The organism is Paenibacillus whitsoniae (assembly GCF_003955665.1).
In the GTDB taxonomy this organism is placed as follows: Bacteria; Bacillota; Bacilli; order Paenibacillales; family NBRC-103111; genus Paenibacillus_E; species Paenibacillus_E whitsoniae.
Window position 1 is genome coordinate 33510 of sequence record NZ_RXHU01000015.1, and the last position, 18565, is coordinate 52074.

15 protein-coding genes are annotated in these 18565 nt (G+C 54.2%); 6 read left to right on the forward strand and 9 right to left on the reverse strand.

Annotation, left to right across the window (positions count from 1 at the left end):
- Nucleotide 1 precedes the first annotated feature (1 nt).
- Nucleotides 2–1537, reverse strand: coding sequence for a response regulator (locus tag EJQ19_RS04890; RefSeq protein ID WP_126140078.1), 1536 nt, complete (start codon nt 1535–1537; stop codon nt 2–4).
- Entirely contained in the window at nt 1534–3321 is a 1788-nt protein-coding gene (locus tag EJQ19_RS04895; protein ID WP_164716323.1) for a cache domain-containing sensor histidine kinase, read from the reverse strand. Before EJQ19_RS04895 ends, EJQ19_RS04890 begins: the two co-directional genes overlap by 4 nt.
- A 188-nt stretch (nt 3322–3509) precedes the next feature.
- On the opposite strand from EJQ19_RS04895, the gene EJQ19_RS04900 reads away from it, so the two are divergent.
- On the forward strand, nt 3510–4013 hold the full coding sequence (locus EJQ19_RS04900; RefSeq protein WP_126140080.1) for a CBO0543 family protein: 504 nt from the start codon (nt 3510–3512) through the stop codon (nt 4011–4013).
- Between the two features lie 117 nt (nt 4014–4130).
- Nucleotides 4131–5096 (forward strand): right-handed parallel beta-helix repeat-containing protein, encoded by a 966-nt coding sequence (locus tag EJQ19_RS04905; protein ID WP_126140081.1) that lies wholly within the window; start codon nt 4131–4133, stop codon nt 5094–5096.
- 58 nt (nt 5097–5154) lie between these two features.
- Here EJQ19_RS04905 and EJQ19_RS04910 read toward each other — a convergent pair whose 3' ends face one another.
- From EJQ19_RS04910 to EJQ19_RS04935, 6 genes are all read right to left on the reverse strand, one after another.
- The gene (locus tag EJQ19_RS04910; RefSeq protein ID WP_126140082.1) at nt 5155–6711 is read right to left on the reverse strand and encodes an extracellular solute-binding protein; all 1557 of its coding nucleotides are present in this window, start codon (nt 6709–6711) and stop codon (nt 5155–5157) included.
- 76 nt (nt 6712–6787) lie between these two features.
- Nucleotides 6788–7663 (reverse strand): carbohydrate ABC transporter permease, encoded by an 876-nt coding sequence (locus EJQ19_RS04915; protein WP_126140083.1) that lies wholly within the window; start codon nt 7661–7663, stop codon nt 6788–6790.
- 11 nt (nt 7664–7674) lie between these two features.
- On the reverse strand, nt 7675–8634 hold the full coding sequence (locus tag EJQ19_RS04920; RefSeq protein ID WP_126140084.1) for an ABC transporter permease: 960 nt from the start codon (nt 8632–8634) through the stop codon (nt 7675–7677).
- A 128-nt stretch (nt 8635–8762) separates the two neighbouring features.
- A complete protein-coding gene (locus tag EJQ19_RS04925; RefSeq protein WP_126140085.1) occupies nt 8763–10643 on the reverse strand; it encodes a cache domain-containing sensor histidine kinase in 1881 nt (626 codons plus the stop codon).
- A gap of 15 nt (nt 10644–10658) precedes the next feature.
- Nucleotides 10659–12269, reverse strand: coding sequence for a response regulator (locus EJQ19_RS04930; RefSeq protein WP_126140086.1), 1611 nt, complete (start codon nt 12267–12269; stop codon nt 10659–10661).
- A 100-nt stretch (nt 12270–12369) separates the two neighbouring features.
- Complete coding sequence (locus EJQ19_RS04935; protein WP_164716324.1) at nt 12370–13422, reverse strand: LacI family DNA-binding transcriptional regulator; 1053 nt, start codon at nt 13420–13422, stop codon at nt 12370–12372.
- Between the two features lie 157 nt (nt 13423–13579).
- On the opposite strand from EJQ19_RS04935, the gene EJQ19_RS04940 reads away from it, so the two are divergent.
- The gene (locus tag EJQ19_RS04940) at nt 13580–14977 is read left to right on the forward strand and encodes an FAD-dependent oxidoreductase (RefSeq protein ID WP_126140358.1); all 1398 of its coding nucleotides are present in this window, start codon (nt 13580–13582) and stop codon (nt 14975–14977) included.
- Nucleotides 14978–15073: 96 nt separating this feature from the next.
- Nucleotides 15074–15685: an SGNH/GDSL hydrolase family protein gene (locus EJQ19_RS04945; protein WP_126140088.1), complete on the forward strand. Its 612-nt coding sequence runs from the start codon at nt 15074–15076 to the stop codon at nt 15683–15685.
- 105 nt (nt 15686–15790) lie between these two features.
- On the opposite strand, the gene EJQ19_RS04950 is transcribed toward EJQ19_RS04945, so the two are convergent.
- Nucleotides 15791–16678: a fructose bisphosphate aldolase gene (locus EJQ19_RS04950; RefSeq protein ID WP_126140089.1), complete on the reverse strand. Its 888-nt coding sequence runs from the start codon at nt 16676–16678 to the stop codon at nt 15791–15793.
- A 188-nt stretch (nt 16679–16866) separates the two neighbouring features.
- Here EJQ19_RS04950 and EJQ19_RS04955 point away from each other — a divergent pair, with 188 nt between their 5' ends.
- Together EJQ19_RS04955 and EJQ19_RS04960 are read left to right on the forward strand one after the other, a co-directional pair.
- Nucleotides 16867–17739: a LysR family transcriptional regulator gene (locus EJQ19_RS04955; RefSeq protein WP_126140090.1), complete on the forward strand. Its 873-nt coding sequence runs from the start codon at nt 16867–16869 to the stop codon at nt 17737–17739.
- A gap of 130 nt (nt 17740–17869) precedes the next feature.
- Nucleotides 17870–18307, forward strand: coding sequence for a rhodanese-like domain-containing protein (locus EJQ19_RS04960; protein WP_241242739.1), 438 nt, complete (start codon nt 17870–17872; stop codon nt 18305–18307).
- The last annotated feature ends 258 nt before the right edge of the window (nt 18308–18565 follow it).

Consider the following 18565-nt stretch of genomic DNA (forward strand, 5'->3'; position numbering starts at 1 on the left):
GCTACCCCATCCTCCGGAACTCGCTCGGCGAGCAGCGCACCCAGTTGCGGAACACGGTGGTGAAGTAGTTCGGATCGTCGTAGCCGACGGCTTCGGCAATTTCGGAGATTTTCATGTTGGTGTTGCTGAGGAGGATTTTGGCCTTCTCGAGCCGGAACTTCGTGAGGTAGTTCGTGTAGCTCTCACCGGTTTCTTTCTTGAACAGGTTGCTGAAATAGCTCACGCTGAGGTGCACATGCTGGGCGACATCGTGAATCGAGCAATCGCCTTTATAATGCTGCTCGATATAGCGCACCGCTTTATCGAGCAGCTTGTCGTTTTTGCCGGCCAGCCACGAATTCAGCTGGTACATGAACGCCTGCGCCTGCGCGCGCAGCCAGTGCGCCACTTCCTGCGCTTCCCGCAGGGGCTGAAGCGCCTCGATCCAGACGCCGAGCCCCGGGTCCTCGGCGTGGCCCGCCGGCGAGCCGTCCGCGGACGGCTCGAGCACGCGCTTGCGCGCCGCCTCCATCGCCAGCGCGATGGCGAGCCCCTCGAGCTTGGCATCGCTCGGGGTCATGGCGGCGGCGGCCGCGATCAGCCCCTCCCAGTACGACCGGAGGAGCTCGATTTGGCCTTGGACGATGTAGGCGACGGCCTCGGCCTGGATCGATTTGCTCCGCTCGGCATGGTCCGGCACGAGCGGGTCGTGTTTGCTCTGGGCGGCGTCCTGCGGACTGCCGGCCAGGCAACCGTACAGCGCCGCGAAGGAGGCGCTGTCTACCCGCTCGCTGCGCAGCGTCAGCCCGAGCAGCGCGTGTGCCATGCCGGTGGCTTGCCCGGCATAAGCGTCCAGTTCGGCGGCTGCGCCCGCCGCCGCAACGGCAAACACATCGTGCTTCACGCTAACGATGGTTCCCTCGCCTCCCGCCTGCGCGAACAGTTCCTGCATCACGTTCAGCACGGCGAATTGCAGCAGCCGCGCATCCTCGCGCCTGTAGTCTTTCCCCGCCGGCGTGTACGAATCCACCGTGAAGACGAGCAGCGCTCGGCCCTCGCATGTGCGCCGCAGGCGCCGTACCGCCGCTTCTTCCAACGGCAGGCCCAGCAGCCACGCCCGGAGAGTGTGCTCGAGCAGGCGGTTCTGCTCGGCCAGCGAACGGACAAGCTCCTCCTGCCGCTCGGTGAACAGCTTGAACGCTTTCGCCAGCGGCTTCGTCAGTTCTTCCGCCGAGAGCGGCTTGAGCAAAAAATCGATCGCGCCGTACCGCAGCGCCGCCTGCGCAAATTCAAAATCTTTGTACGCCGTTAATACCATAACGTCAATCGGTCGCTCCAATTCTGAAATATGGCGGCAGAGCTCGACGCCATCCATCTCCGGCATGCGGATGTCCGTGATGACGAGATCCGGCCGAAGTTCCTCGATTAGCGCCATCGCTTCCATGCCGTTATCCGCTTCCCCGGCGACAGACCAGCCGGTCTGCGAAGCTGCGATCATTTTCATCAGCCCTCTGCGAATCAAAGGTTCGTCGTCGACGATCAGTACTTTTCCTTTCATGTGAGCCTGCCCCCTTCCCCTGTGCGCGCTGGTAAAACCAGCTTCATCGTTGTCCCCGAATCGGGCTCGCTAAGGATCGTTAACCCATAAGGCGGACCGTACAGCAAATTGACGCGCCGTATGACGGTCTTCAGTCCGATTCCGCCACGCTTCGGTGCTTCCTGCGCCTCATCCAGTCTGCGTTCCTGCAACTGCAGGACAGCCTCGACCTGCTCCTCGGCCATGCCTTTCCCGTTGTCGCTAACCTCAATGCACAACACCTCCGGCTCCTGCAAATACGCTTTAATCCGTAAGATACAAATCCGCGACATCTGCGAAAACGCATGCACAAACGCATTCTCCACGAGCGGCTGCAGAATCAGCCGGATGACCGGCAGCTCCTCTACCCCTTCGTCGACATGGATAAACGTCTCCAGCCTGCCGCCGATGCGCGCGCTCTGAATGTTGATGTATTTCTGGATGTGTTCGATCTCGTCCTGCACCGTAGTATGGGTGTTCGGGCTTTGCAGCGCATAGCGAAGCAGGCCGGACAGTGACAGGACAAGCTGCGCCGCTTGTTCGTCATATTCGCCCAGATACAATTTCATATAAATCGTATCCAGCGTGTTGTACAGAAAATGCGGATTCAGCTGCGCCTGCAGCGCCGTCAACTCCGCTTCGCGCTCATGCAGCTTGCGCTCGTACACTTCCTTGACGAGCGACTCGATGTTCGCCGCCATTTCATTGAAGCTGTGGCCGAGAAACGCCAGCTCATCCTGCGTCGAGATGCGGATTCGCGTATCGAAGCGGCCGCCGCGCAATTTTTTCATGCCGGCAACAAGTGTGCGAAGAGGCCCCAACAACCTGCGGCCGGTGAAAAAGATCAGCAGTGACGCAAGCCCGGTGCTGACGAGACCCGAGTACAGGGCAATCTGGAAAATGCCTCGACTCTTCTGGCTAAACGATTGCAGCGACAGCGCCGAGATCAGCGTCATGTGCGAGCCCTGCGTCGTGCTGCGGCTCACATAGATCGGCTGGCCGCCGATATTCACGGTCTGCGAATCGGCAGCTTGCAGCAGCGCCTCCAGATCGTAGCCGTCTTTTTTATGATTGGTATAGACAACATGGTTACGGTCATCGAGCAGCACCACCTGCGCGTTCTCGCCTTTGGTCAGATCGTCCAGCATCGCGCCAAACAGCGACTCGTCCCAAAACAATATCAGGATGCCGTACAGTTCCTGCTGCTTATTCTTCATATAGCGGGCGGCGGAGATAACGTTCTTGTAGCCCGAGCTCTCAATACTGGAAATACGCATCGCTTTCCATACGATTTCGCCGTTTGAGCCCTCGAGCGACTGCTTGATTGCCGTATAGTCGGCGTCGCTGAGCGGGATGACGGTGCCTGAATTATTTTCGAAAAAGTAGCCCGAGCCCTTCGTATTGTACACGTACATGCTCGACAGCTTGGGCTCGTCGATGGAAATTTGATTAAGCAGACGCGTCAATTCGTCCTGATCCAGCAGCCGGTTGTAGAACGTATCCTCCGCCCGCTCCGCCGAGCGCCGCAAAATATCTTCAATATACGGATGAAAGACGATGTAGTTCGTCGATTTGTACATATTTTGAATCTGGAACTCAACCCGGGCTGCGGCCTGCTCATTCGCCTTGGCAAATTGCTTGGAAATCTCGCCCGTAAACATCTTGAGATACACGGTATAGGTCACATAGCCGGATATCAGAAACACGACCATAATTAAGGCCGAGAGGGAGGCGATCAGCTTGAAAGATAGATTTTTTTTGAACATGTCGGCAGCGCACCTCCGTACCTCCATTATAAAGGAGATGGGCGGCAGATTCCTCGAAAATGTTGCGATTTGTCTCGAAAATTGTGCGATACAGGAACATAAAGCGAATGAATCATAAAGAATCGATAAAGTAAGTTTAATGCAACACGTTATGGTAAATAATGGAATTTTAAAGTCGATAGGAGGACGTGGTTCACATTCATATTGCAATCGCATTATGGGCTATTTTTGCCGCATTACGATGGGGAGATTGGAAAAACTTCAAAGACTATTATCCAACTTTGCTTTTCGTCATTGCCTGTCACTTACTGTACAAAGTTTTCGCCTTCGATCAGCATCACATCTGGCGGCTGCAAGGGGAGGTTTTCCTGAACCACCTTGGGGCTTATTTGCTGCATGTGTTCGTCATTCTTCCGATGGCGATTTTTGTCTACCTTTCCACTTATCCCGTGACATGGCTTAAACAATGCCTCCACATTATCAAATGGATCTTGATCTTTGTCGTTGTTGAGCTCATCGGATGGAAGTATGGACGAATTGCTTATCATCACGGCTGGACGATCTGGTGGTCAGGTCTATTTAATCTGAATATGTTTATCGTAACGCGGATCCATTACAAGCATTACCTTTGGGCCCTGCCTTTAGGTGCTTGCTGCACCTTCTTTTTCTTGATTGTTTTTGATTATGTGTAAAATGGATGGCCGGCTTCCATGAATTATGCATCCTCAGGTAGACTTTTGTTCCTTACCATTTCCCCGCTTGTGGAATCTACTATACTAGCTATATAGATGCTAGTGAGGTGATCCCCCGTGCCCATCTTTCCTGTGTATCCAGGCAGTCCGACCGCGATCCAAGATGCGGTGAATGCAGCGAATCCCGGAGATGTAATTCTCGTTCAAAAGGGCGTGTACCATGAAACCGTTCTAGTGCCGAGCGGCAAAGACAATCTTCGCATCGTCTCCAAAGAACCGCATGCTGCGATTCTTGATGGCAAGTTCAGCTTGGCGGAAGCCTTCGGCCTTGAATTTACGGCGGGGGTTGAAATTAACGGTTTTCACATCAAAAATTACGTATCCAACGGCATTCGCTTGTATAATGGCAAATCTCATCGCATTATGAACAATACCATTCGGCACATAGCCGGCGCAGAGCTTCCACTCGGCCTCTTCGTGCTGCTTTCGACCGGCACCCTAATTGTCCGAAATACGATTGAACGCATCGGCCGCGGCAGCGCAGGCACCGGCATTCAATTGAACAGCGGGTCATCGAACTGGATCATCGATAACAAGCTGCAAGCCAACCGGTCCTACGGTATTCAAGTTTTGGACAGCAATCATAATGCCATTGCAGAGAATCACATCTCCCGGAATCGGGGCGACGGCATCCTGCTCAGCGGTTCAGACAACAACCTGCTTCTGCATAACACGGTGGGGCGCAATCGGGGGAACGGCGTCATGTCGCGAAGCACGAATTCACTGATTGTTGACGGCAGTACGAAAGAGAATCTGGGCAATGGCTTGCTGTTCATGAGCAATTACGGCTTTGCCGGGTTTACTGACCTGAAGAACAACCGCCAGAGCGGGATCAAAGCGTCTTCGGATTTTAACGATATGCAGGAAAATCACATCGATAAGAACGGAAATTACGGCGTGCTGATTGAGGAGCCGCATACCGCCAACCTTGTGTTCGAGAATCAGTTCAACAAAAACGAGCCGCGCAATTTGAAGGATCAGGGCGTAGATAATCCGATTTTGCAGAATCGATTTCGGTCGTAGACAGCGATCGCAAGCAAAACAGCCCCGGACGAAAGATCATCGCCCAGGGCCGTTCGCTTTATTTCTTCACTTTCGCATACCACTCATTCACTTCTTTAAAGCTGGCGTCGCCGCCGGAGGATTTGAATTTTGCGATAAAGGTATCCAGATTGCTTATCTGCTCTGCACCGAAAATCAGCTTTGTCGTAAATTCATTGGACATCGTGTTCAGCGTTTGGAAGTTCTTCGAGAACTCTTGCATGTACGGCGCGTAGCCCAGCAGGTCAACGACCTTTGCTTCAGCCGGCGCTTTCCCGTTCATGAAATCCCAAGCTTCAAACAAACGCATATCTTTGCGCACGCGTGCTTGCCAATAGGTCGGATAGTTTTTGTCGTCGGTGCCTGTCAAGAAGTTGTTCGCTTGGTTGCGCTCATCGGTAAAAATCGGTTGAATCGGCGTATATTGACCGTCTTTAAACGTATAATGCTTGTTCTCTTCCCCGATTGCCATTGTTCTGAACGTATCTTTCTCCAGCTTCGCATTCATCCATTTGATAGCGTCCTCCGGATGTTTGGAGGATTTCGGAATATACGTAATGCGGTCAAAGCCTTTCGCAGCGGACAAGCCCATTTTGCCGTCCTTGCCTTTCAAAGCCGGGATAAAGGCTGCTTTGGCAGTCGGGATATTTTTGGTCAAAGCATCCGCAATGGCAGGCACATCCGACCAGTTCATCATAATCATGCCGGCTTTGCCGCTGGTGAACTTCTCTTTGGCCGTGGCGTCTTTATTGGCGGCAAACTCTTTGTCGATCAAACCTTGTTTGAACAGATCGCTGGTAAACGCAACGTAATCTTTATAGGCAGGGTCCAGTACGCGCGGCGTCAATTTGCCGTTGACGTCATTCCAGAAATTCGGAAGACCGAACGCACCCGCAATATTCGCGATAAAGGCGGAGTCGCCGTTAATGGTCAGCGGAATGTTCTTATCGCCGTTGCCGCCAGGATCTTTTTCCTTAAACGCTTTCAAAACCGCAACCAATTCATCTAACGTTGTCGGTGCCTTCATGCCGACTTTATCCAGCCAGTCTTGGCGGATGTACAAGCTTGTCGCAACGAAGGACAATGTTCTCGTTGGAATCGCATACAATTTGCCGTCGACTTTGGCAGCTTCCAAAGCTTCCGGGTCGATCGCCGCCTTGATGTTCGGACCATATTTATCAATCAGCGGGCCTAGGTCGATCAGCGCGCCTTTTCTCGCGTAGTCGGAATACAGCGCTTTAAAATCGGTAGTTCCGGCCGTAGTTACAGCGTCGTACGGCTCGCCGGAGGCAATCAAAATGTTGAGCTTATCCTGCGGTTTATCCTGCGGCAGCATGTCGTACTGCACTTTATAGCCTGTCGCCTGCTCAAGGTACTTGGCTACCGGGTACGTATTGTAGTCGTCCTTTTGCCAAATTTGCAGCGATTTCAGCTCGGGCTTAGGACCAGCAGGCGTAGCAGCTGCGGTTGCTGCCGCCCCTGTTGCTGCAGGTGCGGAGCTGCTTGTGCTGCTGCCGGAGGAACAAGCGACAAGCGAGGAAGCGGAGAGAACCGCTGTGAGCGTAACGAGCATCAGCTTTTTGTTTTTCTTTAACATGCAAAACCCTCCCTAGATATTGTGTGTATCTTATCATTAAGCCCGAAGCGTTGCCACTTCAGGCGTTAACGCACGCTTACCCTTTCACGGAGCCGATCAAGACGCCTTTTACAAAGTGCTTCTGCAGGAATGGATACACGAGCAGCATCGGTATGATGGACGCGATGACCGTTGCCGATCGAATGCCTTCCGGCGATATGTTCATGAGATCGTCGACGCTTTTGTTCATCGCTGACGAGCTGTCGGCATCCATGACAATATCACGCAGATACAGTTGAAGCGGCTTCAAGCTCGCGTTCGAAATATACAGCATCGGATGGAAGTAATCGTTCCAGAAATACACCGCATAGAACAGCGCGATGGTCGCGATAACCGGTGTGCTCAGCGGCAAAATAATTCGGAACAGGATCGTAAAGTTGCGCGCCCCATCCATTTTCGCCGATTCTTCCAAAGCTTCCGGCAACGATTCGTAGTAGCTTTTGATGACCAGCATGTTGAACACCGAGATCAGCGCCGGCAGGATCAGCGACCACAGATTATTGATCAGATGGAGCTCTTTCATCAGCAGATAGTTCGGGATAATGCCTCCGTTGAACAGCATCGTGAAGATGAATAAGAGCAGAATGAACGGGATGCCCGGCAGATGCCTTTTGGACAATGGATAAGCTGTCAAGGCGGTCAGCAGAATCGAAAGCACGGATCCGACAACCATGACGAACAAGGAGACAGAAATCGAATGTAAAAATTGACTGGAAGACGCCACGTATTTCATCGTATCAAGTTGAAAGCCGACGGGGATGATCCCCACTTTCCCGGAAATAACGGCGGATTCGTCGCTTAGCGCCTTCGACAGCACGTTGGCCATCGGGAGCAGCGTCACTAATCCTGACAGGATGAGCGCGCCGTAGACGCAGACGTCCAGAGTCCAATCGCCGAATGTTTTTCTTCTCATGCCTGCACCTCCTACCAAATGCTGCGTTTGACTAATTTTTTACTAATCTCATTCCCCGCAATGATGAGGATAAAGCCGATCAGGGAGTTAAACAGACCAACAGCTGTGCTAAAGCTGTAATCTTGCTGACCTAGACCCATGCGGTATACGTAAGTACCGATCACATCGCCGCTTTCATAGACGACCGAATTATACATGGTTAGAATTTGCTCCGTACCTGCATCGAGCAAGTACCCTAAGCGCAAAATCAGGATCAGGATAATGGTAGGGACGATGCCCGGAAGCGTAATGTACAGCATTTGCCGTAGCCGTCCCGCTCCGTCAATCGATGCCGCTTCATATTGTTCTTGCTCGATACCGGCGATGGCGGCGATAAAGATTATGGCGTTCCAGCCGGATTCCTTCCAACCAGCCGTAAATACGACTACGCTGCGGAAGAAGTTGTTGTCGAGGAAGAAGGAAATCGGCTTCCCACCGAAAAACACGATGAGATTGTTCACAAGACCGCCGCTCGGCGACAAAATTGTAATGAACAATCCCGAGATGATGACCCAGGACAGAAAGTGCGGAAGAAAAATGACAGTCTGTACAGTTCGCTTGAACCATGCTCTCCGAACTTCATTCAGCAGCAGCGCAATGATGATCGGTACCGGGAACAACAGCACAAGCTTGTACAAGGAAATGAGCAGCGTATTGATGAACACCTGCATGAACTCATCGGAATGAATCAGCTTGCTGAACTGCGCCAGTCCAACCCAATCGCTCCCTGCAATCCCGTCGAAAATATTGTAGTCCATGAACGCGATAATAATCCCGTACATCGGGGTGTATTTGAATAAGAGCAAGAACAATAGGCCCGGAACTAGCAGCAAGTACATATCGAAATTGCTCCGAAACAGCTTCCATCTGTTCTTTTTTACTTTCGTCGATGCAACCTGCTGCAGGTTGTCTGCCGGTGCTGTAATTTCCATCTCACGTTCACCTCCAAGTTGTTATAGCCCTATTATAGAGAGACTTCGCCGGTATCTGTAGATGGTGATCTTTGTGTTTCTGGTATTATTTTATGGTCTTGTTCTAAAAGAAAAAAAGCACCTCTCGCTTAAGAGAGATGCTCTTTCTGTGAGATCGGCCGCCGGGGAAACCGCGCCGTGATGGTCGTGCCTTCGCCAAGCTGCGACTCGATGAACAGCCCCTGCGCCTCGCCGGTGAACAGCTTGATGCGCTCGTTGACGTTATACAGCCCGTACGAGCTGCCGGAACCGTCAGACCGCATCGTCGGCCTCGGCTCGGTCAGCAAACTTTGGGCAAAAGCAGGCTCCATGCCGATACCGTCGTCGCGCACGGTAAGCGTCAGCTCGTCCCCGTCGATGGCCGCGGTGAGCGTAATTGTGCCGGTTTTGCCCTTCGACTTGCGTATGCCGTGAAGGAGCGCGTTCTCGACGATTGGCTGAAGCGTCAGCTTCGGAATGAAAAACGCCGACAGCTCTGCCGCTGCGTCGGTTCCGTCCTCAGACGATCCCGTCGATTGAATGACGATCGCGAACTCGAAGCTTTTGGGGAAACGCGTCTGTTGGATTTCCAGATACACTTTCGCCAGCTCCAGCTCATCCGTCACCGTCACGACATCCTTGCCTTTATTCAGGCTGAGCCTGAAATATTTGGCCAAGCTGTCGATCATTTGGGAGATGTCCTGGGCGCCGCGGCCGATGGCAATCCAATTGATCGTATCGAGCGTATTGTACAGGAAGTGCGGATTGATTTGCGCTTGCAGCGCGCGCAGCTGCGCCTCCCGCTCCTGCACCTTCGTCGTATACGTCTCCTCCATGAGATCACGGACGCGGTGAATGAGGTGGTCGACGCTATTCTCCAGCACCTTGAAATCCCCGATCGCCATCGTGCCGCTGCGGTCCTCCAGCCCCTCCAACCCTTCCCGTTTAATCGCTCTAATCACCGTCTGCACCCTGCGATTCATTCCCTGCACGATAAACGCCATCAGAATGAAGACAAGAATAAGGAACATAACGGTAACGCCGGTCAGCGTCGCCACACTGGAAAACTGATTGAGCGAAACCGCACGCGAATTGATGCCCTTCTTCGGCACCTCGGCGACCAGCTTCCAGCCCGTAGCATTGATTGTCGTATAGACGACGTAGAGGTCTCGGTTCCCTTCCGCAATCGGCGAAACGCCTTCCGCATTCGTTTGCACAGCATTCAGCACCGCCGTAGAACTGAGCTTGGTGCCCAAGAGCTTTTTATCACTGTGCAGTACAATTTTACCGTCCGGCGCCAGCATGTAGACCGTTTGATCCTTATTAAGCTGTATGGTCGACAGAATGCTGTCCACCTGCCGAACGTCCATATCAACGGAAAGAACGCCGGGCAAAATATCGTAGTGATCGGGATCCCGCAGCATACGCAGATTCGAAAAAATATACGTTTCCCCGACGTCGATATAATTTTCCAAATAGGCGCCTGTCCAGGTCATCATTCCGCCCGCCTCGGCGATCTCTCCGTACCATGGCCTGGACTGGATGCTATCGAGCGGAAAGAAGTTGAACTTTTCATGGGAAAACAACTTATCTTCATCCACATAGATGCGCACCCGGAACACATTGAGGTTGGTTTTTGCATTATCGATAATGTATCTAAGCTCCTTCAAAGCTTCCAGTTGGTCCGCCGGCGTAGCCGCAACCTTCAAATATTTCAGCAAGTTCGGGTTCGTGAACAGCGAATTCGACGTATCGCGAATGGAGTTAAACTGGTGATCCAGGTTGATTTCCGCCTGCTTGAGCGTCTGCAGCATCGTGCGCGTCACTTCTTCTTCGAGAATGTGCGAATAGCGCTGCGAATATAGGTACAGAAAAATGGAAGCCGGTATGATGATCAGCACTGCATAGGCAACGAGCCACAGCCTGGCCGCCATCGCCCCCCTAAAGATCAACGAGAGGTAGTTCCAGTTAATTGTCTTGAATGGTCTCATGCGGATCGACCGCCTTTACATGACTTGTTCGCGAAACGTGCTGGGGGTGTAGCCGGTATATTTTTTGAAAATTTTACTGAAATAACTCGGGTCCGAATAGCCGACCGCATAGCACACCTCATAGAACTTGGTGCCGGGATCCTTCAGCATCTCCTTCGCCTTCTCAATGCGCACCTTCGTCATATATTCGTTGATCGTTTCGCCGGTTTCCTGCTTGAAGAGCAGGCATAAGTATGTCGTCGATAAAAAAACCTCCCCCGCGAGGTCGCCGACCTGCAGGTTCTCGGCATACCGCTGCTCGATCAGGTGCCTCGTGCGCTCGATGACGTTGTTCGCTTTGCCGCTGCGCTTCTCACCGATTCGGTGGCACACGTCATTCAGATAGGCGGCAACGAGCATCCGCAGCTCTTCAAGCGTCTCCTGTTCAAAAACTTTGGACATGAGTCCGGTTTCCCGGCTTTCATTATTGCGAATCCCGACTTCAAGGAGAATTCGGTTGGCCAGCAGAATCAGCTGCAAGCTTACGTTGCGCCCGTAGGCGATGCCGTCCGTGCGATTGCGCAGCAGCGCCTGATAGATGGCTTGAAGTTCCTCGTCCACTTTCGCGGTGTCCGCCGCTTTCAGGGAGGAGCTCATCCGTTCATTTTGCGATGGATCGTAGCGGTAGGCGCCGCCTTCATCGTGCTCCAGGTTGTCCATGGAGATGATCTGATTTTTACCGAGGAACCACCGTTGGTCCGCAGCCTCCCGCGCTTGGGTATAGGAGTTGGGAAGCGCACTGAGCAGCTTTGTACGCTCGCCGACGCCGATGGTGACACTGATTTTAAGATAACGATGGAGGCTGTCCCGCACTTCTTCCGCCAGCTTGAACAGCTGGTTTTCCTGGTCTTCTTCTTCCGTCATGCGCAAAATGCCGACAAACTCGCCAAGCTGATGTTCGAAGACGTAGCCGCCGATTTCGCGGTCGATAAGTTCTTGCACGATATTGACGACCGAATAGGCCAGGAGCTGCTGATCCCGTTCTGAGCGCGTCTGCGCGACCTCGCTTGCGTTATCGATCCGAATGGCGATCACCATGTAGGCGCCTTCCATCGGCAGGTTCAGACCAAGGAACTCGATCCGGTCCTGCATGCGCGCAGGGCTGAGCAAATTCTCGCGAATGAGCCCCATGAGGAACTTCTCCCGCAGCAGCGGCATGCTCTGCGTCAGCTTGTACTGCATCTCGCTGATCAGCCTGCGCTCTTCGCGCTCCGCATCCAACTGGCTGACGACCTTCTCAATCACATGGCCGAGCTCAGCCAGATTGACCGGTTTGAACATATAATCCACGGCTTTCACTCTGAGTGCCGATTTCAAATATTCTGCGTCGTCGTGCCCGCTGATGAAGACGATCTTCATATGGGGAAACCGCTCGCTGAGCAAGTTCGACATTTGAATGCCGTCCATCGCGGGCATGCGCACATCGGTCAGCACGATGTCCGGCATTTCGCGCTCCACAACGTCCAGACCGTTATCTCCATCGTCCGCCTCGCCGACGACTTCAATGCCGTAAGCAGCCCAATCGACGTAATGGCATAATCCGTAGCGAACCGTCGGCTCATCGTCGACAATGACCAATTTGTACATGGGGGGCTCCTCCTCGCTTTTCATAACACTTGTAAAATCTATTATAACGTGGAACCTCGACGGATACGCTGGTAGCTTCTTACGATTTCTGGTTGGATTCTCAGGTTGCGTCGGCGACGGCAGGCGGAGCGGTCGTCTCGCCTACGAAAAAATCGCCTTGAATGCGAATATGCTCATATGGCAGCGTAGGGTTGGCGATCCGCCACAGCATGCGGTCCGCCGCCCTGTAGCCCGTCTCGCTGATCGGGAGCAGCGGGCGGGTGAACAGCGGGAGCGTGTCCGGCTGTGCGTTCAGCAGGCCGACGAGCGAAATATGTTCGGGCACACGGAGGCCTAGCTCCCGGCATGCCGCATAGACGTCGGCGACCTCGCCGTCGACGCCGCACAGAATGGCGCTCGGACGATGCGCCTTGATTCGTTCGCGGAGCTCGCTGCGCAGCCGCTCCGATCCTTGGCGCTCGCCCGTGGCGTGCATCGCGGGATCTATTGCGATGCCTGATAAGCGCATCGCATAGTCAAAAGCCTGCCAACGCAGCGCGAAGCCCCGCTGCACAAGCGTGGTGCCCACGTACATGATGCGTTCGTGGCCTAGGCTGCGCAAGTGCGCGACGGCTTGGCACGTCGCCTCATAGACGTCCCAGATCACGCTGTCGATCTTGACGCCGGACGGCGGGAAGCTGAGCAGGATGCGCGGCACCGGCAGTTCGAACAAGGGCCGCTCCCAGGTCTGCGGCAAAATGCTCGGTGCGATAAACACACCGTCCGCATAATGCGCGCCGTTCTCTTCGAGCCAGCCGGCCATCGCCTCCTCGCGGATCGCTTTGGGCAGCTGCAGCAGTTCGATCCGGTGGCCGAACGAGAAAAAACGGTCCTGCAGCCCTTGCAGCAAACGGACGTTGTAAGGAACGGACTCCGCCGTTTGGATAAGTAGAAAACGCATGCGTTCACTCGGATATGGCGCGATGTGGTCGAGTCGCAGGCTGCGGATCTGATCCATCGTGTAGTATCCGAGCTTCTCGGCGGTCTGCACGATGAGCTGGCGGGTCGCCTCGGACATGCCGGGCTTGCCTTTAAGCGCTTTGGAGACGGTCTGGACCGTTATGCCCAGCTCTCGGGCAATCGTGCGCAGCGTGACGGATTTGCGGACAGGCATGGCGGGATACCTCCTTCTTCGATGCGTGTTCTTTTTTCTTATCATAGCATGCGCTATTTTTACGTTAAACAAAAATTAAACTAGTTCCTTGGGGGGCGGGTTTTATAATGAGAAGCAAGGACAGCAATTTCAAGGAGGACGAAAAGTTATGACAACAATGAAAACTACCGTTACAATTCCCGCTCAGCAGCTGGCGGTCAGCTATACCCCCGATGTCGTCGTCATTGGCGGCGGCGCCACAGGCGTTGCCGCTGCGATTGCGGCGGCGCGGGAAGGCGCGGATACGCTGCTGATCGAGCAGCGCGGTTACCTTGGCGGCATGGGGACCGCTGCGTTGGTGCCGGCATTCTGCCCTTATACGGATGGGGAGAAACCGGTCATCCGGGGCATTGGCCTCGATCTGCTCGAGAAGATGAAACAAGCGGCAGGGCCGGATTTTCTGGGGCGGTACAAGGAACAGCTCGACTGGGTGCCGATCGACGTCGAGACGTTGAAGCGCGTTTACGATACCGAAGTGCTCGCAAGCGGCGCGAAGGTGCTTTTCCACACGGTCGCGGATCAAGTGTTGTTGGACGGCGACCGCATTAGCGGCATCGTGATTTCCAACAAGACCGGCCGCTCGGTCGTCCAGGCGAAGCTGTACATCGACGCTTCCGGCGATGCGGATTTGGCGGCGCTGGCCGGCGTGCCGTTCCAGGTCGGCGGCGAGCAGGGCGAGCTGCAGCCGGGCACGATGTGTTATGTCGTAACAGGCGCGGATAAAGCGCGGTACGACCAGTACTTGAAGGAAAGCGGCCATCATCCGCAGCAGGAAGAGCTCGTGTCGGAAGCGCAGAAGAACGGCGACCTGCCTGAAGGCCGCAAGCGCATCTCAGGCAAAGCGTGGATTACGGACAGCGTTGTCGGCTTTAATTTCGGGCATATTTTCGGCATCGACGGGACCAAAGCGGAAGATCTGACGCGTGCTGCCATTGAGGGGCGGCAATTGATTGAGACGCAGATCCGCTTTTTGAAGAAATATGTGCCTGGCTTCGAGAACATCGTGCTCGTCCACTCCGGCGATCAGATCGGCATTCGCGAAACGCGCCGGATTCAAGGCGATTACACGCTCGTTGTCGAAGACTTCTTGTCGATGCGCACGTTTGAGGACGATATCGCCCGCAACTCGTACTTCATCGACATTCATCTTGCGAATGCGGGGGCGGCTATGACAATCAAGCACTTGCCCAAAGGCAAGTCGCACGGCGTCCCTTACCGATGCATGCTGCCGCAGGGCAAGTCGAACTTGATCGTGGCGGGACGCTCCGTGTCGTCCGACCGGCCGGTGCAAGGCTCGCTGCGCGTCATGCCGAATTGCTTCGCCATGGGCGAAGCGGCAGGCATCGCCGCGGCGATGGCGGGCGCGGAAGGCACAGGCTTCCGCGACATCTCGGTGCCGGAGCTGCAGCGCAGGCTCGTCGCGCACGGCGCGTGGTTGGGCGAGCGCCCGGGGCAGGCGGATGTGGAACTGGAAGTCGCCGCGAGCGATGTGACGTTTGAGGCGGAGTGCAAGTAGGCTTGACTTGATCGTGACTTGGCTTGATCGTGACTTGGCTTGGCTTGGCGAGATCGTCTTAGGCACAGGATAGGAATTAAAGGAGATGTATTCGGCATGAGCAGCAAATGGACAGGAAAGTCCTGGGGCACCCTCGGGGACAGCATAACCGAAGCCGGCGGCTACCAGCCGCTGGTGCAGGCGGAGCTTGGCTTCGCGCGCGTCGTCAATTACGGCAAGAGCGGCTGTACGATGACCGCCGGCGGCGAACGTGATTATGGCGCAACGACGCACATCGGTAAAGCGATCGACACGTCGCTGGATTGTGTCACAATTTTTGCCGGTGTGAACGATTTCCGGCTGGATAAGCCGCTCGGCGAGCTGGGTACGGGCGATATTTATACGTTTTACGGTGCATATGCATCGGTCATCGAGGATATCTTAACGAAAAACCCGGCATGCCGGCTAAGTCTCTGGACACCGCTGCAGCGGGATAAAGACCAGTATGACATTTTCTATGTCAATGCGGCGGGACACCGGCTGTCCGACTATGCGGACGCTGTTGTGGCCATCGGGCGCCGTTATGCGCTGCCCGTGCTGGATTTGTACGCAGAGAGCGGCTTCAACAGCTGGACGCTGCCGCATTTTACGTCGGATGGTCTGCATCCGAATGAGACCGGGCACAGGCGTATCGCGGATATGGTGGTGCCGTTTTTGAATCGGTTGTAGGAGGGGAGTTCCAGCCTTTCGTTCGGCCACTTGGCTGCATCGGTGGCTGTCTGAAAACGCACAAAGCCCGCGCTAGGGATAGCGCGGGCTTTGTTGTTATCTCGCTTAAGTGATCGACGCTTTGTAGATGGATTGAATGGTGTCGGCCAGCACCTCATTGAATTGCTCATCCGACTGTTGATCGTACAAGCCTTCCGCCAAAGCGCGCGAGAAGCTGGCAATCAGGCCGTGATTGCGAGCCAGACGCTCATTGGCTTCTTCGCGTTCATAGCCGCCGGACAGGGCGACTACACGGGCAACGTGCGGCTCGTCCATCAGTTCGCGATAGAGATTGTCTTCGCTTGGAATCGACAGTTTCAGCATCACGGTCACGTCAGGCGCAAGAGCGGACAGTTCCCCGAGGATCTCCTCCTTCAAGATGCGTTCCGATTCACTTTTATCCGCGCTGTGAATATCGACTTCGGGCTCGATGATCGGCACAAGTCCTGCCGCCCAAATTTGCTTGCCGATTTCAAACTGCTGCTTCACGACTTTCCGAATGCTATCCGAATTCGCCTCATAAATGACGGAACGCATTTTCGTTCCGAAGACGCCGCGTGCTACCGCCCGCCGGAGCAGATCGTCCAGATCGGGCATCGGTTTTAGCAGCTGTACGCCGCCCTCTTTGTCCGCCAGCCCCTTGTCGACTTTCAGGAAAGGCACGATGCCTTTTTTCTCCCACAAATACTCGGCCGTAAACAGTCCGTCAATCTTCCGATCCATCGTGTTCTCAAACAGAATGGCTCCTAGGATGTATTCGGCATTAAACGCCGGGCTCTTGATAATGCGCGTCCTCATTGCGTGCACCATGGCAAACATCTCTTCATCGCCAGAATACCGGCTCGGCTCGATGCCGTATTGCTGCAAAGCCTTTGGCGTACTCCCGCCACTTTGATCTAGTGCTGCGATAAAGCCTTGCCCATTGCGAATGCGTTCCAACTGCTTTTCGTTCATGTCGGAGCTCCTCTCTGAACTGCTTTTTCTTCATTGTACCTCTGCCGGGCAAGCATCGCAAATGTGCAGGAAAGCCCGGTGGATTCACCCGCTTCCCAACTCTATAGCCCCCTGCCGCAGCCATCTTGCGGGAAACCGGAGATCGTGGTAAAGTGTTTGGAACTTGAGGATGGAGCGGGGGAAAACCGGTGGAATTGACGTATTTAAAAACCTTTCGCGAGGTTGCCAAATGGGGAAGCCTTACGAAAGCCGCAGAGACGCTGGGCTATGCGCAGTCCAGTGTGACAACGCAGATTCAGAAGCTGGAGGAGTCTTACGGCGCCGTCTTGATCGAACGATTCGGGAGAACCATGAAGCTGACGATGGCCGGCGAGGCGCTGCTGCAGTATGCGAACGATATCTATCGCCTGCACGAAGAATCCAAAGAAGTCGTAGCCCGGCAGTCCAAGGGAACCCTTTCGATCGGCACGATTGAAACGCTGGCTTCGTTTTTTCTGCCGCCGTTTCTTCAGTCTTACCGCGGCACTTACCCTGACGTTCATGTGATGATTCAGCCGGGGAACGAACCCTACATCATCGATTCGGTGAAAGAGGGGACGTTGGATGTCGGCTTTATTCTGGATCCACCGTTTCGCGATCCGGAGCTTGAATGCGTCATGCTGAGGGAGGAACCGCTGGTTATCGTTGCGAGTCCCGATCATCGATTCGCCGGACAGCGCGAAATTCGTGCCGAAGATTTGGCGCATGAATCCTTGATTTTGACCGAAGACGGCTGTACGTACCGCGCTATGCTGCTTAAGGTTTTGAAGGAGCAGCAGATCAGTTGCAAGCTTTCCTACGAATTCGGCAACTTGGAAACGATCAAGCAGTGCGTCAATTATGGGCTTGGCGTTGCGCTGCTGCCCCGGATTACGGTGGCCGAGGAAATCCGCAAAGGCCAGGTCGCGGCGATTCCTTTTCAGCATCCCGCCTGCCAATTCTACACCCAGCTCATTTACGCTAAGAAAAAATGGAAACCGAAAGCTTTTCTAGGATTCATCGAGCTGGTTAGCGGTACTTAGGGCCGCCGTCGCGTAGTATCAAAATTATTGAAGTTTGCTATTGAAAACTACCGATAACGCCAGTTTCGAGGACTGTGCTACAGTGAAATCAAGTTATTCACGACAATCCAACTAACTGGAGGTAATTCCAATGACCCTGACAACTCGCCAATCGCTCGTCCTCGAGACACCGTTCGCCTCGCCTGAACACACGCATCGCCATTATATGAACAAGCTTTCCGTCGAAACCGACGTTGCTGATGTCCGCTTTGACATGCTGCACGGTCTGGATGACTTCCTCCTGATCGATGTGCGCAGCGCCAAAGCGTATGAGGAATGCCATATTCCGGGCGCGATCAATCTGCCGTCCAACCTGATAAGCGCGGAGACAACCGCGGCTTTCTCGAGTAGCAAGGCCATCGTCGTCTACTGCTGGGGACCCGCTTGCAACGGCGGCACCAAAGGCGCAGCCCGCCTCTCCGGCCTTGGCTTTATGGTCAAGGAGATGCTCGGCGGCATCGAGTACTGGCGGAGGGAAGGGCACCCCGTAGAGGGAACGCTGGGGCAGTCGGCTCCTTTGGTGGGGTAAACTATTGTGACAAACAACAGCTAATTTAGATACATCGTAAAATAAAGGAAGAACAGCCAGTCAAGCTGCTCTTCTTTTCATTTTGCATCGACAAGTTGATTCATGTTACTGTGAGGTCAGCGACAGAACGTGCAGTACTGGAAAATTCAGAAGATTAGAAGTGGAGATGCGCAAAAAAAACTTGCAAGGGTTAGTCGCAAGGCGACTCGTCTTTTAAAAGGTTGCAAGTCTAGCTATTTGTGAGAGTTTAACACTCAG